The sequence below is a fragment of the Niallia taxi genome (assembly GCF_032818155.1).
GTDB lineage: Bacteria > Bacillota > Bacilli > Bacillales > Cytobacillaceae > Niallia > Niallia taxi_A.
Genome location: NZ_CP102589.1, coordinates 748657 through 771715, shown reverse-complemented (window position 1 = coordinate 771715; position 23059 = coordinate 748657). Strand labels below are relative to the sequence as shown.

At 39.7% G+C, this 23059-nt stretch carries 23 protein-coding genes; 4 read left to right on the top strand and 19 right to left on the bottom strand.

The window, feature by feature from the left end; translation table 11 throughout:
• Positions 1-27 precede the first annotated feature (27 nt).
• From NQZ71_RS03855 to NQZ71_RS03840, 4 genes are all read right to left on the bottom strand, one after another.
• Positions 28-1398 carry an allantoinase gene (locus tag NQZ71_RS03855; RefSeq protein WP_317011334.1) on the bottom strand — a complete coding sequence of 457 codons (1371 nt, stop codon included), beginning with the start codon at positions 1396-1398 and terminating at the stop codon, positions 28-30.
• A gap of 39 nt (positions 1399-1437) precedes the next feature.
• A complete protein-coding gene (locus tag NQZ71_RS03850) occupies positions 1438-2835 on the bottom strand; it encodes an NCS1 family transporter (RefSeq protein WP_275008408.1) in 1398 nt (465 codons plus the stop codon).
• A 530-nt stretch (positions 2836-3365) separates the two neighbouring features.
• Entirely contained in the window at positions 3366-3908 is a 543-nt protein-coding gene (locus NQZ71_RS03845; RefSeq protein WP_317011333.1) for a YdhK family protein, read from the bottom strand.
• A gap of 72 nt (positions 3909-3980) precedes the next feature.
• Positions 3981-4583, bottom strand: coding sequence for a LysE/ArgO family amino acid transporter (locus tag NQZ71_RS03840; RefSeq protein ID WP_317011332.1), 603 nt, complete (start codon positions 4581-4583; stop codon positions 3981-3983).
• Between the two features lie 132 nt (positions 4584-4715).
• On the opposite strand from NQZ71_RS03840, the gene pdxR reads away from it, so the two are divergent.
• Complete coding sequence (pdxR, locus tag NQZ71_RS03835; RefSeq protein ID WP_317011331.1) at positions 4716-6155, top strand: MocR-like pyridoxine biosynthesis transcription factor PdxR; 1440 nt, start codon at positions 4716-4718, stop codon at positions 6153-6155.
• Between the two features lie 18 nt (positions 6156-6173).
• Here pdxR and NQZ71_RS03830 read toward each other — a convergent pair whose 3' ends face one another.
• The 5 genes from NQZ71_RS03830 to NQZ71_RS03810 all read right to left on the bottom strand — a co-directional run bounded on the left by NQZ71_RS03830 (position 6174) and on the right by NQZ71_RS03810 (position 12407).
• Entirely contained in the window at positions 6174-6515 is a 342-nt protein-coding gene (locus tag NQZ71_RS03830) for a PTS sugar transporter subunit IIA (RefSeq protein WP_260054328.1), read from the bottom strand.
• Positions 6516-6533: 18 nt separating this feature from the next.
• A complete protein-coding gene (locus NQZ71_RS03825) occupies positions 6534-7853 on the bottom strand; it encodes a PTS sugar transporter subunit IIC (RefSeq protein WP_127739074.1) in 1320 nt (439 codons plus the stop codon).
• Between the two features lie 31 nt (positions 7854-7884).
• Positions 7885-8199 (bottom strand): PTS sugar transporter subunit IIB, encoded by a 315-nt coding sequence (locus NQZ71_RS03820; protein ID WP_311200977.1) that lies wholly within the window; start codon positions 8197-8199, stop codon positions 7885-7887.
• A gap of 138 nt (positions 8200-8337) precedes the next feature.
• Entirely contained in the window at positions 8338-10269 is a 1932-nt protein-coding gene (locus NQZ71_RS03815; RefSeq protein ID WP_317011330.1) for a BglG family transcription antiterminator, read from the bottom strand.
• 110 nt (positions 10270-10379) lie between these two features.
• A complete protein-coding gene (locus NQZ71_RS03810; protein WP_317011329.1) occupies positions 10380-12407 on the bottom strand; it encodes a Na+/H+ antiporter in 2028 nt (675 codons plus the stop codon).
• A 182-nt stretch (positions 12408-12589) separates the two neighbouring features.
• Between NQZ71_RS03810 and NQZ71_RS03805 the strand changes: the two genes are divergently transcribed.
• Complete coding sequence (locus tag NQZ71_RS03805; protein WP_317011328.1) at positions 12590-12859, top strand: DUF3949 domain-containing protein; 270 nt, start codon at positions 12590-12592, stop codon at positions 12857-12859.
• A 345-nt stretch (positions 12860-13204) separates the two neighbouring features.
• A complete protein-coding gene (locus tag NQZ71_RS03800; protein ID WP_186303968.1) occupies positions 13205-13366 on the top strand; it encodes a hypothetical protein in 162 nt (53 codons plus the stop codon).
• Between the two features lie 37 nt (positions 13367-13403).
• On the opposite strand, the gene NQZ71_RS03795 is transcribed toward NQZ71_RS03800, so the two are convergent.
• The 9 genes from NQZ71_RS03795 to NQZ71_RS03755 form a co-directional block, all read right to left on the bottom strand.
• Positions 13404-14243: a permease prefix domain 1-containing protein gene (locus tag NQZ71_RS03795; protein ID WP_317011327.1), complete on the bottom strand. Its 840-nt coding sequence runs from the start codon at positions 14241-14243 to the stop codon at positions 13404-13406.
• A complete protein-coding gene (locus NQZ71_RS03790; RefSeq protein WP_144454162.1) occupies positions 14240-14578 on the bottom strand; it encodes a PadR family transcriptional regulator in 339 nt (112 codons plus the stop codon). The genes NQZ71_RS03795 and NQZ71_RS03790 overlap by 4 nt, the downstream gene beginning before the upstream one ends.
• A gap of 428 nt (positions 14579-15006) precedes the next feature.
• Positions 15007-15912 (bottom strand): sensor histidine kinase, encoded by a 906-nt coding sequence (locus NQZ71_RS03785; RefSeq protein WP_317011722.1) that lies wholly within the window; start codon positions 15910-15912, stop codon positions 15007-15009.
• 20 nt (positions 15913-15932) lie between these two features.
• On the bottom strand, positions 15933-16604 hold the full coding sequence (locus NQZ71_RS03780) for a response regulator transcription factor (RefSeq protein ID WP_317011326.1): 672 nt from the start codon (positions 16602-16604) through the stop codon (positions 15933-15935).
• 8 nt (positions 16605-16612) lie between these two features.
• Positions 16613-17392, bottom strand: a complete 780-nt coding sequence (locus tag NQZ71_RS03775; RefSeq protein ID WP_317011325.1) for an ABC transporter permease — start codon at positions 17390-17392, stop codon at positions 16613-16615.
• On the bottom strand, positions 17385-18302 hold the full coding sequence (locus NQZ71_RS03770; RefSeq protein WP_144454166.1) for an ATP-binding cassette domain-containing protein: 918 nt from the start codon (positions 18300-18302) through the stop codon (positions 17385-17387). Before NQZ71_RS03770 ends, NQZ71_RS03775 begins: the two co-directional genes overlap by 8 nt.
• 173 nt (positions 18303-18475) lie before the next feature.
• Positions 18476-19402 carry an ATP-dependent 6-phosphofructokinase gene (locus NQZ71_RS03765; RefSeq protein ID WP_275008399.1) on the bottom strand — a complete coding sequence of 309 codons (927 nt, stop codon included), beginning with the start codon at positions 19400-19402 and terminating at the stop codon, positions 18476-18478.
• Positions 19403-19423: 21 nt separating this feature from the next.
• Complete coding sequence (gene rpiB, locus NQZ71_RS03760) at positions 19424-19873, bottom strand: ribose 5-phosphate isomerase B (protein ID WP_144454168.1); 450 nt, start codon at positions 19871-19873, stop codon at positions 19424-19426.
• 21 nt (positions 19874-19894) lie between these two features.
• A complete protein-coding gene (locus tag NQZ71_RS03755) occupies positions 19895-20086 on the bottom strand; it encodes a GntT/GntP/DsdX family permease (protein ID WP_317011324.1) in 192 nt (63 codons plus the stop codon).
• A gap of 452 nt (positions 20087-20538) precedes the next feature.
• Between NQZ71_RS03755 and NQZ71_RS03750 the strand changes: the two genes are divergently transcribed.
• On the top strand, positions 20539-21447 hold the full coding sequence (locus tag NQZ71_RS03750; RefSeq protein ID WP_317011323.1) for a gluzincin family metallopeptidase: 909 nt from the start codon (positions 20539-20541) through the stop codon (positions 21445-21447).
• A gap of 381 nt (positions 21448-21828) precedes the next feature.
• Here NQZ71_RS03750 and NQZ71_RS03745 read toward each other — a convergent pair whose 3' ends face one another.
• Positions 21829-23058: a glutathionylspermidine synthase family protein gene (locus NQZ71_RS03745; RefSeq protein ID WP_317011322.1), complete on the bottom strand. Its 1230-nt coding sequence runs from the start codon at positions 23056-23058 to the stop codon at positions 21829-21831.
• Position 23059: the final 1 nt, after the last annotated feature.

Below are 23059 nucleotides of genomic sequence, written 5' to 3'. Positions count from 1 at the left end.
ATATAAAAAATCCTAAACCGCTTTGGTTTAGGATTTGATTTCTATTTGTTGAATTGGTTTTATCCATTCTCCTTCAGGTCCGTCTGCCTGAATTGTTCCATCGTTAAAAATGAGCTTGCCGCGATTAATTGTACTGTTTATTTTGCAAGGAAAAGTATGGCCAATATATAAGCTGATTTTATTTTTGGCAAAGAAGTTTTCCTCACTGACAGTATATGAATCATCTGTAGAAACAAGGACAAAGTCTGCATCATAGCCTTCCGCAATTCTGCCTTTTGCTTTCAGTCCAAATCGTTCTGCTGGATTTAAGGCAGTTATTTTTGCGATTTGTTCAAATGGAATCTCGTATTTTAGCGCCAATTCCATCATGGACAGGAAGGAAAACTGTCCGCCGCTAATACCACCCCATGCTTGAAAAATATTGTATACAGCAGAGTCCTTCAAATCACTTGTACATGGTGAATGATCAGAGGAAATCATATCAAACTTTTGCTCAATCAGTAATTTAATAAGCCTTTCCTGTTCCTCTTGTTTACGCAAAGGCGGAGCACATTTTGCGACAGGTCCAAACTCACGCAATGCGTCATGGTTAAATAACAAGTAGTGCGGGCATGTTTCTACTGTGACATTCATGCCTTTTTTCTTTGCTGCTTCAATCTTCTCGATTGCCTCATATGAACTGATATGAACAAAATGCAGCGGACAGCCAGTTACCTCTGCATAATATAAGGCACGCTGCACTGCCTCTGCTTCTGCGGCAATTGGGCGTGTTTCCAAATAGTCATCTGCCGACACTTGCCCTGCTTCTATTTTGCGAGCTGCGAGCCAATCCGTTATCGGACCGCTTTCCGAATGCAGGGCGAGCACCTTGTTTAAGCCAGCGATGATTTTCATGCCATTAAGTAATGTCACGTCATCGACATTTTCAAATTCTTTATTGCCTGTTGTGGACAGAAATGCTTTAAAGCCAATAACTCCCTCTTCAGCAAGTTCAGCTAAATCCGCTTCATTCCCTGGAACCAAGCCGCCCCACAGCGCAAAGTCTGTATAGGATTCAGCCTGCCCCCTGTCACTTTTCAGGTAAAGTGCTTCTTTATTGATCGTCGACGGAATGCCATTCAGCGGCATATCAAAAAATGTCGTCACACCGCCTGCTGCCATCATTTGTGAGCCTGTGCGGAAGCCTTCCCAGTAATCACGGCCTGGGTCACTAAAGTGAACATGTACATCTATCATGCCTGGAAACACATACTGACCAGATGCATCGATAATACAATTTGCTCCTGAAACAAACTCATCTCCAATTGCAGTAATTTTCCCATTCTTTACGCCGATATTTGTTATCTGGACTTTATCTGGAAAAACAACCGTTCCATTTTTTATAAGCATATCAAACATAAGTCTCTCTCCTTTTTTTCAACATATTGAATTAATCATTTATCTTTCAAAAATGGTCCCTTTTTTGAACACAGAGTCTTTAAACGTATATTTCATCAGTAAGAAATAGGAAGCTCCGCCAACAATAACTCCGACAATCCAGCCTAAGTCTACTTCAATGAAGGCAGCGCCTGCACCAAGCAGCATCGCAATGAGGGCACATGGATTAAAGCCGGCAAATGGGCCATTTTCGTTATATATATCATCAACATTCACAGTTTGTTTTCTCAAAAGATAGTATTCTACGAGCAGGATAGCTACAATCGGACCTAAAAAGGCAGAGTAGATTAACACAAATGTATTCAAGCCAGCAGCAGAATCATCTTGAACAAGCACCCAAGGAAATGAGCAAAATGCCAGCAGACCTGTTATGACAACAGCAACCTTATACTTCAACTTTGTCAGCATTGTGATTACATATGTCGGTGGAATGATATTTGCAACCATGTTAACTGCGACTGCACCAATAACGATGAATGCCGAAACTGCTGCCGTAATGTACGGATTGTCAACAACAATCGCAAACGCCTTAACAGGGTTAGAAATGCCTGTTGCAGATGCAAGCATTGCGCCAATCGTAAGAACAAAGCCATACGCGATAAAAATCGGCGAGAAATATAAGATTCCCCGTTTTTTAGTGCTGATGCCTGCCTTCAGCTCACGAGAATAATCAGCTGCACTTAAAAAGATGGCTGCATAGTTTCCAAGGAATACCATAATAAAGGCGAAGAACGGCAGCCCCCATGTACCCTCAGAATGAACCCATCTCTCTGCGATGATTTCTCTGTGTGAAGCCATAAGCACATAGAATACATAAACTAAACCAAGCATAATTACAACCGAAGCTAGAATTTCGACCCATTTAATGGCATGGAAGCCGTACAGAGAAAGGATGATTTGCACTAGCTGAATCACCACAAAACAAATCACCGTATTATCGAAGGAACCGCCTGTTACTATCTTGGCAATCTCATTTAAGGCAGTGCCGCCAATCCAGCTTTGAAAACCAAACCAAATAATTGCTGGAATGCCTCGTAATAAGGCAGTAATAAAGCTTCCCTTTATTCCAAATGACATTCTAAGCTGCATTACGTAAGGTATGCCCGTCTTATAGCCGAGTCGATCATTCAAAGTGAAAAATAAAGAAATGATGCCAATCGCAATAATCGCAGCCACGAATGTTTGCACAAGGTTTAATGTTGCTGCTCCTGCAACAATCAAGCTTGCTCCTAAGGTCATATTCCCTAAATTGACGCCATCACCAATCCACATAAACATATAGGAAAGCGAACCAACTGTCCTCGCTCCACTTGATTTCGGCATTAATGATTCATCGACTTCGCCCCCATTTGGGACCTTTACCTCTGCTAATGATTGACTTGCTAAGTTTGTAGACATGGACATCCAACTCCTTTTTATCAAATATTAAAGCTGAAAATTAAGAGTATTAAGAAAATTTAAGATACAGCTTGCCAGCTATTGCAGTTGACCAATTCTCCTCCTATTTATTTAACAAATCATTTTCTATCAAGAAATCATTTTAATTGTTAGGTGTAGTAACGATTAATGTTAAAAAACCTAACATCAATTAATATGTGTTAATAATATATAAGTTGTTTTTGAAAAGCATTGGAGAAAATGTTAATTTTGCGGAGTTATTCTGGATTATTTGCACATTTTATGGAAAAAACTCCGAAAAGTAAACAGTTAGTTAACAAAGACTAAAAGTACTATCCTAATGTTCTTTTTGCCAAGTTATAGATTCGGCTTTAAGAAACTTGTTAACTAAAAAATACTGGATTAGGAGGAGGGCACACTACTTTAGCTGTTGCTAGAGATGGCATATTTAATATTGAAAAATTTACTAGATTTGCTTTATACATAACAAAACACAAAAAAGAAGCTTGCCTAATGCAAGCTTCCTTTCTTCACTCTCTAGCTTCCAACTCATCCTCTGTCAGCCACTTATGATCTGTTACTTTTTTTCCGCCATTTGTCGGTGTATAGTCGACTATGTAAACTGTTGTTTCCTTTGCCGCATCGATTACTGCTTCTGCACCTTTCATGCCTTCCATATGATCTGCTTCTAATGTTACTTCCGTTCCTGGGGCAAGCTTCTCATCGCCTGCGTTCTTGATTTCCTCCTGAACAACCCATTTATGATTATTCACCTTTTCGCCTCCATCAACAGGCGTATAGGAAACCTCATATGCAGTCGTATCATAGGCACTCAGCACAGTTCCTTCTGCTCCATCCATGCCTTCCATATGGTCTGCAAGAATGGTGACCTGACTGCCCTCGATGTATTTCGGATTAGCAGCAAGCTCTAGATCCTCAGGAATTTCGCTTGTTCCTGTATGCATGTGACTCTCACTAGCCGAATCCTCTGTTTCTTTATCATCAGTTGAAGAGCAGCCACCCATTATTAGGGCAGCTGATAATATAGGTAAACTAAGCAGCTTCCACTTCATATGTATATGTCCTCCTTTATGTATTAGTAATATTGTTATCACTAATGGTGGCTTTTTAAACATGAAGCTTTGTTACAGTAGTTGTTTTGCCATCACTATTGCCATTACCCACATCACAAGAGCTGAGGCTTTGTTAAGCAGTACAAGCAAATTTCCCGTTTTATCTACTTTGCCAAGCATTCTTCCTGTTATCGCAAGACCAATAAACCAAAGCCACGATACAATGATACAAGCGAGGGCAAAAAGCTGCTTTTCTGTCCCACTGTACAGAAGAGAGCTTGTGCCGATTACTCCAACAGTGTCCATAATGGCATGGGGATTCAACAGGGAAACAGACATGGCAAAGCCGATTTGTTTCCCTGTGGTGAGCGTTTCGCCGCCCTCTGGATTTAGCTTGCTTTTCCATGTCACATAGCCCATATATACAAGAAAACAAGCACCTGCGATAAGAAGCAGGGTTTTTAGCCACACAACATGAAATAAAAACAAGGATACTCCTAATACTGAAAGGAGTATCAGCAATGTATCACATATACTTGCTGTCACAACGGCAGGCAAGCTGTTGCGAAACTTCGCATGCCCTGCACCTTGATTAAAAATAAATATATTCTGCACACCTAAAGGCAAAATAAGCCCAAGTGCTAATAAAAAACCATGAATTATTGCTTCAATCATCTGTATTTCTGCTCCTTTAATCTCTTAATAAACATCAGTTTACGGCAACTCTCTCCCTTTGTCTCCAACCAATTGGATGGTAATCTACCCAACCATTTTATATAATGAAGAAAAAACAGGAGACGGACGGATATGACTTCAGAAAATCATTGGCAGCCAAGCAAGCACATTGCGGTACCTCTTTATCAGCAAATTTATGAATATATTCGAGAACAGATTATTTCAGGCACTTGGCCTGTCGGCTACAAGCTTCCCTCCCAACGTGAATTAGCAGAAACACTTGCCGTTAACCGAAGTACTGTTGTGTATGCGCTAGAAGAACTTAAGGCAGATGGATGGATTGAATCCACTATTGGGCGTGGAACAGTTGTAGGCAAAAGCACATGGAATTCCCTTGCGGCAAACAAGCCGGCTGATTGGAAAAGCTATGTCCAATCAGGGACACATCTTCCGAATATCCAAATGATTCAGGAGATAAACAAGGCTGAATTCTCTGCTAAGGTGATTAGACTCGGTACAGGGGAGCTGTCGCCAGGTCTCCTGCCAACACATATAATCCAGCAAGCCTTCCAGGAAACCGCCACATTGTCATTAAGCTATCCAGAAGGAAAGGGAAGCTTTGAATTAAGAAAGGCTATCAGCCATTATTTGCAAAAAAAAGGGATTGCTGCATCCCCGAATTCGATTATGATTGTTTCTGGTGCTATTCAAGCATTACAGCTTATTTCCATCGGCCTTCTCGATCAAAATTCTGCCATATTAAATGAATCACCATCATATTTAAATTCCATCATGGTTTTTCAATCGGCCGGCATTCAAATGATCCCGATTCCTATAAACAATGGCGGGCTTTCATACCCGGCAATCAGCAGGGCGAAAAGGCAGTATAGCACGTCCTTGCTGTATACAATTCCAACCTTTCATAATCCAACAGGCTCTGTGCTTTCAGAAGCAAAACGGAAGGAGCTGCTTGAGGCATGCTCAAAGGAAAGAATTCCAATTCTGGAAGACGATGTATATGGAGATTTATGGCTTGATGAACCACCTCCGCCTCCACTTAAGGCGCTCGATAAACACGGAAATGTCTTGTATGTGGGCAGCATGTCCAAGGTGTTAGGCCCTGGCCTCCGCATCGGCTATATTGCCGCACCAGAGCCTGTCATTGATAGGCTCGCAGATATAAAAATGCAGACAGATTACGGCTCAAGCACACTCTCCCAGTTCGCTGTCGCTAAGCTGCTGGCAAATGGTCAGTACGAGGTGCATATTGAAAAGATGCGACTTGAACTGCGGAAAAGACGAGATTTTGTGTTAACACTTCTCTCCCAGTATTTTGCTGATCTTGCTGTTTGGGAAAAGCCGGCAGGCGGTTTTTATATTTGGCTAACACTAAACAAGGAAATTCCGCTGCAGCTATTGTTTAAAAGAGCACTTCAGCAGGGCATCCTTATTAATCCCGGCTCTCTTTACGGAAACTATCACCGTCATATTCGCTTGTCCTATTCTTATGCTTCCTATGAGGAGCTGGAAAAGGGGCTTATTGCACTTGCTGCATTAATAGGAGAATTTTAATCATAAAAAAAGGCAATGTCATCTGCTGACACTGCCTTTTTCCATTATATCAATTCGCTTATACATCGTAATCATTTCCTTCACAAGCTCATAGGTTGTCTCAGCACTCATCAGCTGGTCTTCTGCATGCATAAAGAGGAGGGAAAACGGCAGGCTTTCACCGTTTGCTTCCCTTTGAATTAATGTGCTATGTGTCTTGTGGCTGATAAGGAAAAAGTTTTGCGATTCTTTCAGTTTTTGTTCTGCCAGCTCGTATTCTCCCTTTTTCGCTGCATAGAGTGCCTCCATGACAAGGCTTTTTGCCATTCCAGCATTGCTGATGATTGTAAAGCCTGTCATCTCCATTGCATTCTCTGCCATTTCTATATCACGCCCTTATCAAGAATTAAAGTTAACGCCACCATTGGAGATTTCTGCTTGCTCTTGCTCCTTTTCGTTCTTCACTGCAATTTTGTCAACAGACTTGAAGAACGGATAATAGAGGAGAATGGAAATTCCAATTTGTACAACGTTCAACAAAGCGCCTTTCCAGCCACTGACTAGAAAGCCGGCGATAATTGGTGGTGTCGTCCATGGAATATTCGTTCCATTTGTTAACGGTACAAGCCCTGATGACATCGCAAAATAGGCAACAGTCGCCAAAATCAGCGGGTTTAAAATAAACGGAATCATCATAATTGGATTTAGCACGATTGGAATTCCGAAAATAAGCGGTTCATTTATTCCGAAGATTCCAGGGCCGATCGCAAGCTTGCCTAATGTTTTATATTGCTTAGACTTTGCAAAGAATACCAGGATAATAGCAAGTCCTAATGTTCCTCCAAAGCCGCCGACCTTCATGAAGTTTGCGTAAAATTGGAAGTTGATGATATGCGGGATTGCTTCTCCTGCACTGAATGCTGCTGCATTATCTGCTGTCAGTGCAAGCCAGATTGGCTTCATAATACCGCTGACAACATTTGAGCCGTGGATACCAAAGCTCCAAAGTACGCCTTCAAATATGGTAACGATTAATGTTGCTGGTAATGTGTCTCCTAAATATAGCAATGGGACTTGAAGATAATGATAGATGAAAGCTTGAACTGTCCCAAATGGTGTTAGTGTAAAGAGGATGCGAACAAGATTAAAGACGATGATAACGAATAATGCTGGAATAAGAGCAGAGAAAGATCTTGCTACATTTTCCGGCACAGAGTCAGGCATTTTTATCTTCCAGCCTTTTTTATCAATATAACGGACAATTTCAACTGCGGCTATCGCTACAATCATCCCAAGGAATAATCCGCTTGCCCCAAGATTTGTGACTGGAATTCCTAAACCGCCATCTTTAAGCTCAAGCATCGGAGTAAGAATAAGGAATGCGACCACAACAATGCTGATACAGGCAATGCCATCAAGCTTATATGTGCGGGAAAGGCTGCGCGCCATTGCAATGATAACATACACTGTCATGACGTTCATTGTTACATCATAAGGAACAGTAAAATAGGTCGCCCAGTCACTTCCTAATAAGGAGCTCATGAACTCGGCATAGCCACCAATCGGGATATTGCCAAGAAGTAAAAAGATTGAACCGATAATCAATAAGGACATTACACCAAAAAACCCGTCCTTGATTGCTGTAATATATCTGTTGCCATCAAGCTTCATTGCTATTGGACCCATCTTGCTTTCAAGGCTTTCAATAAATTTCTGCATGATCTCCCCTCGTTTCTCTGTTATTGATCTATCAGCTTCCTACAAGACCTAGTGCTTGATCTAGCACCTTTTCTCCGTCCATCATCCCGTAATGCTGGATATGGATTTCATCAAGAAGAATATTCTCCCCCTTAAGTCTTTCTGCTATCTCTTCCCTTCTGAACTTCACTTGCGGGCCGAGCAGCATGCAATCAACCTTTCTTGTCTCAAGAACATCGTCAATCTCTGTTGCGGATACTGCAAATATGTTAATGTCCAAGCCTTTTGCCAGGGCTGCTCTGCGCATTTTTGTCACAAGCAAGCTCGTGCTCATTCCCGCTGCACAAACGAGCATGACTGTTTTCACTTTAAGTCCCTCCTAATTGTTAGGATTTCTCTACATTTCCATTGTATAATGAAAGCGCTTAATTTATCATATCTGCATTTTCCGCTTAGGAGCGGAAATCTTTACATGAAATATAAAAAGGCTAATTGCTGTTAACAATTAGCTTCGTACTTTATCATATTGAAACAAGCGGATTACTTCCTGTTTCGACTTCGCCTTAATTACTTGCTGGATGACCTTTTTATCCTCAATGATGGAGATGAGCTGTTCATACATATCCTCTAAATCTCCCTTTGCGTCTTTACTTATATTCAATAAGCAGACGACTTGAACCATTTGATTTTCATTCCAGTTAATCGGTTTGGCTAATGTGCATACCGTCCAAAACGTTTCTGTTGTATCTGGTGAAGTCGGGTGGGGAATTGCGACGAGATTACCGAAGCTTGTCGCAGCAATCGCTTCCCGCTCTAGCACTAAATTTGCATACTCCTTTGAGACGAGTCCCTGTTCATATAGCATTTCACTCAAAAACTCAATAACAGCCGATTTTGTGTCGAGCCTTTTGTGGATAAATACATGGGATTCGGCAAGATAGCTGTCTTTATTCTCTTTGTCAGCTAAGATAAGCTGTTTCTTAATTCCTTTAATATCCTCTGCTTCAAGGAAATTGCTGACAACCTGAACAGGTGCGATTATTCTTTCCGCAATTGGAATTGTGCTGATTACTAAATCTATAGATGACAAATCATAGTCTGCCAGCCTATAGTAATTAATGCATTCGACAATTTCCAGCTCCCTGTTAAATAGCTCTTGCAATCTGTAGGATAATAGCTTTGCACTGCCAACTCCTGATGCGCATACAAGGATGATCCGTTTCCGTCTTCTTGCCTTTCGCTTCATCCGCTCTAAAGCCACACCGATATGAAGAGCAATATAGCCGATTTCATCCTCCTCAATCTTGATAGACAGCCGCTCTTCCAGACATTTGCTTGCAATAATTGCCCCTTCAAAGGCACTTGGGTATTTCAGCTTGATTTCGTTCACCAATGGGTTGCGAATATTCATTTCATAGCGCAAGCGGTTAAGCGCTGGCCTGATATGAAGAGCAAGGGCATGAGAAAACTCCTTATCGTCCGTAAAATCCCAAGCAAGCTCCGCCTTTAATCTTGCGAGCATACAGACAATTATTTCCCTCGTCTCATCGAATTCCCTGTATTCTGTCAGTGCATTTTCATGTAAAAGCTTTGTCCCCATCAAATGAATAATAATATAATCCAGCTCTGCACTAGGAAACGAAAATCCTGCCAATGCTTCCACCTCTGCGATTATTTCGCCTGCTACCTTTTTTTCAAATGGATGCTCCTCGCCAATCGGGTGCTCGAGATTTTCCATGGCAAACCCTTTTTCCATTCGTCTGCAGGCAATGACAATATGGTTTGTCAGATTCCCTAAGGCTACATCAGAGATTTCGATATTGTGGACATTCACTTTGCTGATAATAATTTTTTTAATTTGTTCTGCAAAATTATCGTCTGGCTGCCATGAACTCGTCATTTGAGGAGGGAGCTCCTCCTCTAAAAGCCGATAGTTGGAAAAGCATAATCGCTTTCTGTATTCACTGCCTGCCACATATACACCATAATGGGGCTTGACGACAAGTGACAGCTTATATTTCCCGAGCATTTCCCTGACAAAACGAAGGTCCTTTTGAATGGTTGATTTAGAAACATACATTTCTCCCTCAAACTGCTCAAGCTTAACATACCCCTCCTGTAATAAAAGCCGCTTTAACAAAAAGTAGACTCTTCCCTTTTGCTCAGAAAAATCATATCCGACTTGAGGGGAAGCCTTCTGAACTGGATCGATTTCCTGCTGAAAAACGTTAGCATCCAGCACTTGAAGGCAATATCCCTTCCCCTTCATTGGGTTGATACAGATTCCCAGGTTCTCACAGTCCTCCTGGATGGTTTTTAATTCCTTCCGAATCGTCCTGTCGCTCACGCTCAGCTCCTTTGCAATCCATTCAGCAGTCAACGGTTCTGTATGCTTGCTCAGCAGCAGTAGAATCTCCCTTTGTCGACCAGACAGCATGCCAATCCTCCCCTCTCTTCTGTTTTCTCCTATTATAGCAGAAACCGCTTTCTTATTTTGACAAAAAAATAACAGCAGCCATTAAAATTGGACTGCTGCTCTTATCTTATTTATTCTGTATATTCATACAGTGCCGCACTTTCCACGTAATTGATAAATCTTCTGAGCTCTTTTACCTCTTCTCTGTTAATTTCGCCGCTTTCATACATACTCTGAATTTCTGATCTTTCCACATCAAGCACCTTTATACGAAGCTCTTCTTTCTGTTCCTCTTGTTTCTCGTCGTACTTAACGGCAGAGGTACTCAGCCTTTCTATTATCATCTTGTAATCGAGGATAACCGCTTGAATTGGACCTCGAAGCTCCTCCACTTCAATAGCATAGTTCTCAAGGAATTCAATTGCTGCCTTCATTGCCTGGATTTGTACATCCTTGCCTTTGCCTATTTTGGCAATAACCAATTCCTTTTCCTTGCGGGAAAACTTCCGCAGCTTTCTCCACCTTCTGAACATTTTGCCGACAAGATAAAGCGTTCCTGACTGGAGGCTGCCTGCTAATGCTTCTTCCCTGTATTCTAGAGATTGCTCAAATGTATGAAACAGTTTGTCGTCTATTTTATTTTCATCCATTAAGCCTTGTATATAGCGCCTTTCAGCCTTTACTGCTTTTATGCGGATTTCTGTTCTCACATCCATTTCCACATCGAGTGCCTTCATCTTTCCGTTCTTTGCTTTGCCTAGATCGTGAATTCTGCGTCGATATTCTCCAATAAGCTCGTAGGCAGCTGTTTTATTTTCATCCTGCATTTGCTGCCTGATTTGATCAACCGCCTTATATAGCAGCCTCTGCTTAAATGGAGCCAAATCTCTGTCTCCCTCTGCATTCTCCGCTTCCTCACCCTTGCTTAACATCGGCAGAAAAACGGTTGCCACAATTAAGGTGAACAAAATGACACCTGCTGCTAAAAACAGGAGCAGCGACCTAGCCGGAAATGCGTCGCCACTGTCTAAAAAGTAAGGGATAGATAATATCCCCGCCATTGTCACAGCACCGCGCACACCTGTTAACGACACAAACAAGGCATTTTTTAAATTTGGTTTAGCTCCGCCAGGCAAATACCGATATTCGAAATGAGCAAACACATAGGACCACACGAAGCGGATTCCGAGGATAATAACACCAATTGCAAGCACATAACCAATCACAAGCCAGTTACCGATGCTCGGATCTGAGACTGTATCTCTCATTGATGATGGGATGTTCAACCCTAACAGTAGGAACACAACCCCATTTAATATAAAAAGAATAAGGGACCAAATATTTTCTGTCAGCACCTGTTCCTCTGCACTTGCAAATTCTCGTCTTTCTCTAACTAGTGAATGAACAATTCCGCCCACAACAACAGCGATTACCCCTGAAGCATGAAGCAGGTCCTCTGTCACAATGAAAATAATGAAGGGAGTAATAATATGTAGTAAGGTGTGGAACGTAACATCATTGATACCTTGTTTGCGAAGAATAAACCTCGCCCAAGTTATCAGCAATGCCAATACCGCACCAAGCAATGCTCCCAATATAAACTTGTACACAAAATCAAGAGATGCCTCAGATAATGAAAAATATCCTGTCACTACTGCAGCAACAGCATAGTTAAAAGCAACTAAGCCAGAAGCATCATTGATGAGTGACTCCCCTCTGACAAGATGAAGCACACCTGCAGGAATATGGATGCGTTTTGCAATCCCGTTAACAGCAACAGGATCTGTCGGTGACAGAATCGCAGCCAGCGCGAAAGCCGCTGCCAGCGGCACAGCTGGAATCATCCAGTTGATGAAATAACCGCCGCCAATTGCCGTCAAAATAACGAGAACAATTGCGTTTCCGAATATCGGCGCCCTCATCTTCCATAGCTCCTCTCGTGGAAAGTAGCGTCCGTCATTATACAAAAGCGGTGCTACGAATAATAGAAGGAACCATTCTGTATCAATCTCAAAGGAGATGTCTTCAAAAACGAAGGCTAACAGCATCCCAAAGGCAATTTGCGTCAATGCCGTTGGAATGGAGGGTATGTAATGACTAATAATATTTGATATTAACAAGGATAATAACAGCAAAATAATCGTGATCAGTAAATCCATGGCATTCTCCCTTAAAAATGAAATTTGGCATAGTTTTTGTCATGTATGTCACTTTTATGTTAGCACAACAAACTAATATGAAATGAATAATCAGCTTACATGAGGAAATCACTTACAATAAGTGGTATAATTATCATAAAATTACAGAATACTCATACTTTTAATCAAAGGAGGTGAATAGAATGTATTCTACCATTTTCATAACGGTGATTAGCCTTTATATATTGCTTTCTATTGTAATCCTTCCATTGCAATACCGCTTTTTAGTTGCATTGAAGCAAGAAGAAGCCAAATTCAAAGCAAAAGGCAAAACACAGGGAGATATGTATGACGAAATGAATGCAGGAGAACAAGCGCTGCACAACAATATCCAAGGAAGTGCGTTTTTTTTCCTTGCTAATATAATGGCATCCATCGTTTACAAGCTAAAGCACCCAAAAACAAGCGTATAATAACAACTCGAGCCAGCCCTAAGCGGCTGCTTTTTACTTTACACAAGGGGTCTTTAATGCAAACTTTCTCCTCTATCTTTAACTTAATTTTTTTTTTGCCCGTATATGTTTATAGCCATATATTGTACAACTCAAAACACATTCCAAAAAAATTCTTCCATTAACTTATTACCGTGGTACCCATTTCCTTTATCGTCAGCATATTGATTTCGGAAGAGGTGATAAAATCCTCCATTCACAAGAAAAACTTACATATATTAACATACATAAATACTCATTTATGTTAATATACATTTATGGATAAAAATGTAAACCTTATGTTTTACGATAAATGAGGAGCGAATAATGAATATAAAATGGTTAAATGTTATTTCCCTACTACTATTCTTAGCAGCAATTATGTACAAACTCATCGACCATCAAGCGTTTAGTATGGCGGGGGTCTTGATTGCAGCAGTATTTATTTGTATGAATCTTGTGGCGCTAATGAGGAAGAATCCAACATAAAAAAGGAAGGAAGACACATAGGTTCTTCCTTCCTTTTTTATGTCGGAGAGTTTTCTGCTAATTTTTGGTGATATGCTTTACTTGCTAAGACATATGCTAAATAACCAATAACATTAAATAAAGCAAATGCTATTACCCAACCGATATGTAGTCTTCTATGATGATATGCATTAACAATTGCCCAGATGGTGAATAGAACAATATAAACTGCTAATCCAGCAAATAACGCAATATGAATAAAGCCTTCCATATGGATCGTTTCCATTTTTATGTACCAATCTGACGTCACATACATATAATTGTCATTCATTAACCATTGGGGAGCCCAAACATGTCTTTCTATTTTATAGTTTGGATCAGCTTCTTTTCCATTTGCCCATATGGATGGGGAACCAGATTCCGCTTCTAAATCATGAACATTATAGATTTTCACTTGTGCAATATGGTCTGTGCTTTGAACAAGTGCGACGATTTTCTGTTTTGTAGCTTCAGAGATGTTTTGATCCTTTTGTAAAATCGTATACATATTTGTGGCTGCATTAGTATTTTGGATATCGTTTTTTTGTTGATAAAGCTTGCTAGCTTCAAATAAAGCTAAACTAGTAAAAAGGACAATTACGGCTAGCCAAAGCACCCATTTTGCAAATGTTTTTTGTGCCTGAAATAGCTGTCTCACAATGGAACGCATTTCCTTTTCGCCGCCAAAACGGGTAATAGCTATCTCGATTGCTTCCTCCTCACTTTTGCCTTCCTCTTTCAATTCATAAACAGCCTCTAGTAAGTGATTTTTCATTTCTGCCTTTATTTCTGCTATCTCTTGTTTATTCCCACCAACACTGTGATAGGCTTCATTAACGAAAGCTTCAATTTGTTTCATATTTCTTCTCCTTCCAAAAATGCATCCATGATTCTTTTAACAAGCTGCCACTCTAATCGTTTTTCTGCATAGCCTTCCTCGCCTAAAGGAGTAATCTTATAATATTTCCGTCTACCCCCAGGCCCTTGCTCATCACCCCAATAAGAAGTGATCCATTCCTGTTTTGCTAATCTTTTTAAAGAAAGGTAAAGAGTCCCTTCCTTTAGTTCAAATTGTTCCTTACTTGTTTCTCTTACGATCTTTGCTATTTCATATCCATACATATCTCGATTATTAAGTAGTGAGAGGATTAATGTATCTATATGGCCTTTAAGAACTTCTTTATTAATTTCCATTTTTTTCACCTCTGTGAATAATAGTAAAACATAATACCTTATAATGCAAGGTATTATGTTAAAGAGTGGTTATATCGACTCACATAACACAAATAAAAAAAGCTGCAATTAGCAGCTTGACTCCCATTCTAAATAAAAATAGTAATCGCAAAAACTATAAGCAATATGATATGCAGCCATACCATGTATTTAATAATGAACAGAGCCCATCTTTTCTTCCTTTTGCCGAAATACAGAAGAATTAGAAATAATAAAATACTAAATAAGCCGCGCATAATCTGGCCTTCTATTAAAGTCCAGGTGCTGTTTACAATCGAAGCAATGATAAATAGCACTATATATATATTGTGAATTTTGGTTTTTCTTCTGGCTTCATGTTGAAATTCGTACAATTTCTTCTACCTCTTTGTTTATTTAAGACCTTAAAGTTACTGCAACTGTATTTTAGGGAGATAAATTTTTAGGACAAACCAATTTCCCTCAAGCTCTGCCTGCATTTTCCCGTTCATCTTTTCTACTAGCTTTTTGGAAAGATATAATCCTAATCCGCTTGTTTCTGTGTTCGTTCTGCTGGTGATTTCTGTATAAAAAAGGGTAAAAACCTTTTCTATTGCCACTTTACTTTCGTGTTTAATATCATTTTTCACCGTAAAAATAACATAGCTGCTGTCATCCTCATAGCTGATAAGCGCATTGCTGTTTGCATAGCGAAGAATATTTTGAACGATATTCTGGAATACACGGATAAGCAGCAGGCGATCTGCAATAATTTGGCTGTCTATTATTTGTTCAGGAAATTGCAGGTCAATTTTGTTTTCCTCGAATTGCTCGTAAAAGGACAGGAAAACTTCTTCCACCAGGCTACTAAGGGAAATCGAAGCTAAGTTTACTTTCTTCTGATTTGTTTCCACACGAGCTAAATCATAGAAATTATCGGTCATTTCCATCAGGCTTCTGACAGATTGCTCAATAACAGTTAAATAATGGGCCCGCTTCGCTTCATCCTCTGTTGTGTTTAAGAGTTGGACATAGCCATGAATGGATGTGAGCGGTGTTCGCAAATCATGAGATAGTCCGGCAATTGTCAGCTTCACATTCTCTTCCATTTGTTTTGCTTGGTGATTATTCCCCTCAAACTCCGTAATCATCTGATTTAACTCATCCACTAAATTCAGCAATGTTTTGTCACGAAAATCAAGAAATAATCTGCTGCCAAACTTAGCGCGAGTAGAAAGTCCTTTAACACTACTTTTCAGTTTTCGCAGCTCTCGCTTCAAGAAATAAAGATAGAGGATAAGTGCTAACACAAGGAATACTAATATCCATTCCCACATCACTCCAACAAGCCCTTCTGTTAATCAAATTTGAAGCCAATGCCCCATACTGTCTTAATATAATTTGTACCATCTCTATTTAGCTTATTGCGCAAGTTGCTGATATGCATATTAATCGTTTTATCACTGTCAAAAAACGGTTCATTCCACACACTTTCGTATATATTGGCACGGCTGAATACTTTCTGCGGATTTTCTAAAAACAGCAGCAGGATTGCATATTCCCGCCCTGTGAGATGAATGGCTTGCTCCTTTATCATCACTTCACGATTGTCCAAATTCATGGTGATATCCCCGTAATAAATGTCCTTCCTAGTGCTGACAGAATCCTTTGCCACATGTCGCAACTGAATATGAATTCGCGCAAGCAGCTCCTTTATGTCAAAAGGCTTTGTAATATAATCATCTGCCCCGCTTGTTAATAAATCTAATTTTGTATGCTGCTCATTTATAGCCGAGATGACAATGACAGGAACCATTGAGCTTTGGCGGATTTCTTGCAGAAATTCTTGTCCGTTCATCCCTGGAAGCATTAAGTCAAGCAGTACTAGATCTATTTTCTTTTGTTCAAAAAGTAATTTCCCCTCTGTACCAGAATAGGCACTGAGTGTTTCAAGCTTATGCAAAGCTAATGCTTCTTTTATAAGTGAATGAATTGCCATATCGTCTTCGATAATTAAAATCGCTGCCATCTTTTACCCTACTTTATGTCTGTTCGTTTAAACAGAAGGATTCCTACCGTTGATGATACCACGATTGTAATTACACTTACTAATACCATATTAGGATATTTTAAGATATCGATTGGTGCGGCAAAATCAGAATAAAACAAGAATGATTCTGTGAACCAAAAGGTAAGCTCCTTAAAATGCTCGGTTTGCTGAAAAATGCCTGCGCCAAAGCCTGTTCCCATCGTATAAAGAAAGCTCCAAATAAGAGAAATTCCAGTACTTTTTGTTAAAAAGGTAATTAAAATATAGATAGAAACGTTCGCCAATATGAGCAGATATAATGTACTAAATGATTTAATCGCAAACGAAGTGTAATCACTGATATGCGCAATTTCCCCAAAGCCAAAAACAGTAGAGAAGCCTGCCATACCGAGCCCTGTCATGGTGATCACACCAATAAGTGAAAGAACTGCGGCAATAATCAATTTTGACAGATAATAATGTATGCGGCTGCGGCCTAATGATAAGGCGTTGCGAACCGTTCCATTTTGGAATTCTTCGCCAATAAAAAAGCTAATAAAGGCGCTGATGATGAGTAAAATCGTCAAGGCATTTTTCTCCATCATCAAAATGCTTGTTGCTCCATTAACGACTGTATCAATAGCTTGAACAAGCTTCGCCCCATTACTAACATTCCAATTCGTATTTATAACTTGCAGGATTGGAAGTGCCGTGAAAATAGCTAAAACCACCCATAACTTTTTACTGTGAAGCAGCTTGATTCTTTCCGCTGTTAAAAGATTAAGCATTCGTGGCACCTCCTGTTAATTGCAAGAAATAATCTTCGAGTTTTTGTCTAGTCACACCAATGCGCAAAACATTAATATCCGCTAATACTAATGACCGGTTAATGCGCGCAACAGCCTCTAATTGTTCATAAATGCTAATTTCTGTTCCATTAATGACTGCATAATCATTTATTCCTAATTCATCTAATACGACAACTGCCTTTTGAACCTCTGTTGTTTCTAGCTCAATGTATTGGCGGGTTTTCGCTGCTAGCTCCTCACGGGAAAACTCACTGATGAGCTTGCCGTCATGCAAAATACCATAATGTGTTGCGATTTGGGAGAGTTCATCAAGCAAGTGACTTGAAAGTAACACAGTAATGCCCCGTTCTGTCACTAAACGCTGAATAATTTCACGCATTTCCACTATACCCGACGGATCAAGTCCGTTTGTTGGCTCATCTAAAATAAGAAATTCTGGATTTGTTATAAGTGTAGACGCAATAGCTAACCGCTGCCGCATTCCTAACGAAAAATTCTTCGCCTTCTTTTTGCCAGTATGACTTAGGTTCATTAGTCTTAATAAGTCCTCGACCTCCCGTTCACTGACACCACCATTTGCCGCTTGTACCTTCAAATTATCACGAGCCGTTAATTCTGGGTAAAGTGCAGGCGTTTCAATGGATTGTCCCATTTTCCGCCTCGCAAGCTGCAAGCCCTTCATCCCAGTTTCACCAAACAGCTCCATGTCGCCCTCATTAATTGTAATTAGCCCCATAATAATCCGCATAAAGGTTGATTTGCCGGCACCGTTCTCCCCAATCAACCCGTAAATCATTCCTCGTTTAATTTCAATCGAAACCTTATCAAGCGCTTTATGCTTGCCATATAATTTTGTAATATTCGTGGCTTTAAGAATTGTTTCTGCCATCGTTATTCGCCCTTTCCGTTATGATGAACTTAGAATAAATGACAGGTTTAAATAATTTATCTAGAAAAGTATAAAGAAAGTATAAAGAAAGGAAGGGTTGATTGCCAAAATGTGCGTAAATAAAAAAAGCTGCCATCAGCAGCTTTCCCTCAGATACTATTATCTCTGTTCACTTAATAAGGAAGAAACGGTTCGTTATTAGAAGTTTTAAGCACCTTATCCAATTCTAACTCCACAATCTGATTGTTTTGAACAGCAAGGCAAACACCCGTCCTGCCCTCAAGCAGAGTTTTTACACTTTGCTCTCCAAATTTTATGCCCATAATCCGGTCTGTAACAGATGGTTTGCCGCCTCGTTGAATATGACCAAGTACTAATGGGTGGACTTTATATTCAGAGTGACTTTCAATTTCGGCTTTAAATTGCTCCGCGCTAATGGCTCCCTCTGCTAATATATATATTTGGCTTTTTCCAGCAGACATTTTTATTCCCTCTAGCACTTTCTCTAAATTCCAGTCGTTGTTCGTTCCGATAATGCCGTCAGCGGCTGTTGCCAGTCCTGCCCAGATCGCAATATCAGAGGCTTGCCGCCCCATCACTTCTATCCCGAAAATATGTTTATGGCTTGCTGCTGATGTTTTTATTTTATCAATGGCATCCACTGCATTTTCTACGGCTGTGTGAAAGCCGAGTGTGATATCAGTCAAGGCGATATCATTATCTATCGTGCCAGGAATGGCGGCAACAGGAAAGCCTAATTGCGATAAAGCTCTTGCTCCGTGATAACTGCCGTCCCCGCCGATTACAGCTAAGCCCTCTATTTCATGCTTCTTTAAGATATCTACTGCTTTTATCTGGATTTCCTTTTCTGCAAATTCGGGAAATCGTTGGGTGCCGAGAATGGTTCCGCCAACATCAATGACCTTAAATAGCTCTGCTTCTGTTAACAGCATAAATTCTTCTTTAATAATGCCAATATAGCCATTTACACAACCGTAAACCTCCATATCATGTCTGGCTGCTGCCTTCACGACTCCAAAAAGGGCAGCATTCATTCCCGGTGCGTCACCACCGCTCGTAATGACTGCGAGCTTCTTCATTCTCTATTCCTCCGATCCTTGTTAGCATAGAGATTCTTCTTCCATATCTGCAATCATGCTAATTCTTCTTGCATGCCTGCCTCCCTCGAACTCAGCATCTAACCATGCCTTTACGATTTCCTTTGCTAATACACTGCCGACTATTCTGCCGCCAAAGGCTAAAATATTCGTATTATTATGCTGTTTCGATAGTCTTGCTGTTGCAGGCTCACTGCAGACAACTGCTCGGATTCCTTTAACCTTATTAGCAGCGATTGATATGCCGACACCAGTTCCACAAATTAAGATACCTGCGTCTACTTTGTTTGCAACAACATCTTCTGCTACCATTTTTCCATATTGAGGATAGTCTGTACTTTCCCCTGACTTAGGTAAATACTCTATTACATCATGCCCTAATTCCTGTAAATATTCCGCAATGCTTGGTCTTAAATTATCTCCGCCATGGTCACATCCAATTGCTATTTTCATCGTAATCCCTCCAATAATATGTTATACAAATAAGTCTAATATCAGTGTGCAAACCAGACCAATGACAGAAGAAATCGTCGAAAGAACGGTATATGTTCCGAATGTTTCTTTTAATGTCATGCCAGAATATTCCTTTACAATCCAAAATGCATTGTCATTTACATGGGAGCATATTGTACTGCCGCAGCCTATTGCTAACGTAACTAGCGCCAAACATTTTGAAGCATCTGTTTACACTGTACTAAACAAGTAGCTCCATTGTACTTAAATTTTCAATAGTAGTATCAAAAACAAAATAAAGCATTCTATTTATTACACAACACTCGTGTACTATTTCACGATATTAATATTCCAATCATTATCAACTAAAGTTATTTTTCGTTAATTTCTAATTTTTTGACATTTATGTTAATATTATATATATATTGATTGTCAAAATAACTTGTTGAGAGGGAATTCGGCTTGAATAAACTTAAGGTTTTTTTCATTATTTTGATTACATTATTAATCATTAGTACGGTTGGATTTATTATTGTTGGTAAATATCAAATTGGTTTTGGAATAGGGTCTTTTGCCATATTAATTATTGGAGGAATAACTAACTATTATTCTGCAAAATCAAATGATTATATATATCAAAATAAACATAAGAGGTAAGGATTAAATTGTTGAAGATGAAGAACAGCATATTTAAAAGAAGTTTAGTCATTATATTACTTATTTCATTAATAATGACTGCCTTACTGCTTGTTAATAGACAAACGGAAGCTGTAAGCGATACATATAATGAAGATGGGCTTATTGAACAAAGAGAGCTGAACATAAGCGTGAATGATGAAAACAGGAAGTTTGTAATCATTAACAGTGGATTAAGCTCTAATAAAATCAATAAACTTACAGATGAATTAAAAATAGTCTATAAAAAAATGGTGGAGTTAAATGACTCTCCTACTTATACTCCACCAAAGAAAATAATGATTGAGCTTAATAAAAGTAATTTAATTAGCTATGCTCAAAAGAACAAAGTTGTATTATACAACATGTATAGTGATAATTATTTATTAGTACATGAGCTTTCACATACGTTGTTTGGGTTTGGAAACAGCGATAACAATGAGTTTTATGGTAATTATGGTTTTCTTACACAAGAAGGTTTGGCTGTTTTTTTGCAGTTTTATTTAGAACCAGATAAAAGTGTTTTTCCCAATAACTCTGTTAATCCTGATAAGATTGTCAAATATCTTAAGGGGAAACAAGAGGTCATTAGTCTAAGTAAACTGGGTAATCCCGAAACGGCCATGAATTATTTCAGTATTGAAGGTAACACTCAAACGAGTTATAAAACTTGGATTAGTTATGTAGAAGCAGGTTCCTTTATACAATTCATCGTTAATCAATACTCTTTTGAAGAGCTGTTCAAAATTTATAATACGGAGAATTTGGAAGCTTCTGTTTCTTCTGTGTTGAATAAGTCTTTGACAGAGCTGGAGGAGGAATGGCTGTCCTATATAGATACATCTGTTTCTGATCTTAGCCAACAAGGTAAGGATAATATTATTTTTTATTTAAAATAACATTAGTAATGACAATGGGACAAAACAAATGATAGTTTTTATAAATCCGAATAATAAATAATAATTACAGCTAACTTTGAAACAATGAAGCTTGCGACTAAATAGAATATGGTTTCAAAATTAGTTCGTTTCATTGCGCGCTCGTCCTCGCGCTTTCCGCGGGGAGGAAGCTGAGCCTCCTCGTCTTCGCCTGCGGGGTCTCATCCTTTCCTCTATTTCCCGCTGGAGTCGAGTGTTCTCCGCTCCATTCCACTAAGATTTTTAATCCGATAACACAAAAAACTGAACTAATAATCGGTAATGATCGATTAAAAAGTTCAGTTCTAACGTAGACTTAAAAAATTTTATCCTAGCTCTCTAGTTATCTTAACTCACCCTATATCAACGAATGCCAACTGGAAGATAATAAGACAAGTTATTCGTTATGGTTCCTCCGGCTCGAAATCCGATGGCTGATGGCTTTCCGTTGAGAAGGAAGCTGCCGACGAGGAGGTTTGCTTCTTGCTTGCCTTTTTCTGTTTTGATTGGTGCTTTTGGATGCTCGACATATTGTTGATAGACTGGCAGGAAGTCGGTATATGACTGCTGTGGGTCTGCGGTTGATAGTTTGCCGCTTCCTTTGTAGATTTCAACAGTGTCTCCTTCTCTGCCAAATGCCGGCTTTTTCACATATGCTGTGTTTCGTTCTATAAATGGATCTGGCTCTAAATAGGTTGGCAAAAAGTAATTTTCTATCCACTGATGCTCTTCTTCTGTAAAGAAGGCGTGCTGTTCCTCATGAAGGCTCCAGATCACTGCTTGAACTGCCTTGTTTTGCAGAAGGAATGCGGACGGAGGATTGATAATGGACAGCTTTCCTTGCTCGACTAACTCTAACAGCCAAATACCGATTTTATTTTCCTCCTCATCCTCATCAAGGATAAGGTTTTCAATCGGAAAGGTTTGTCTGTACAAAATATCAATCTGATTTCCAGCCACATCAAACAACCCTTTGCCTCTTTCAATTTGCAGCATATGCAGCGGTATGTATGTTCCAATCGTCTCTGATATTTCCAGTAAATATAGAATTGTTTCCTTATCTTCGATGTTGTCATCATGGGCAGTGAAGGCAACAGTTGGGCTGGCCTTTCCACTTGTTTTCGCTGCAGCTTGTATCGCGGTGCGAACAGCTTTTCTTAGTGCCTCCTCCATGTCGGCGTTTGGATTTTCCACATGGAACTCAGCACAAACTTTGGCATTTGTGGAAAACAGCTCCTTAATAAAGGTTGGCGTATCTGCGTTGATTTCAATGCATTTATAGCTGTTGTTATAAGGAATTAAATCTAGCCTTGAAATGACGCTGGCCTGTTGCAGCGTTTCAAGGCGCAGGAAGGAAAACACTTCTTCCGGGAAGCCCATTTCTCTGAATGTCCTGTCTGGTACCTCCTTTAAAAGCCTCCATGCCTTGAAGAAAATATGACCAACTCTTTCACTGATAAGACGGATCTTTTCGACCTCTTTTCTTTCTAACAAGTGCACATCATAAAGGGCATACTCCTCCCCATAAAGGTCTGCCCAAAAGCTGTCTATTTGTGAATAGAAGCGCCTTCTGTCCATTATATGGCGATCCATC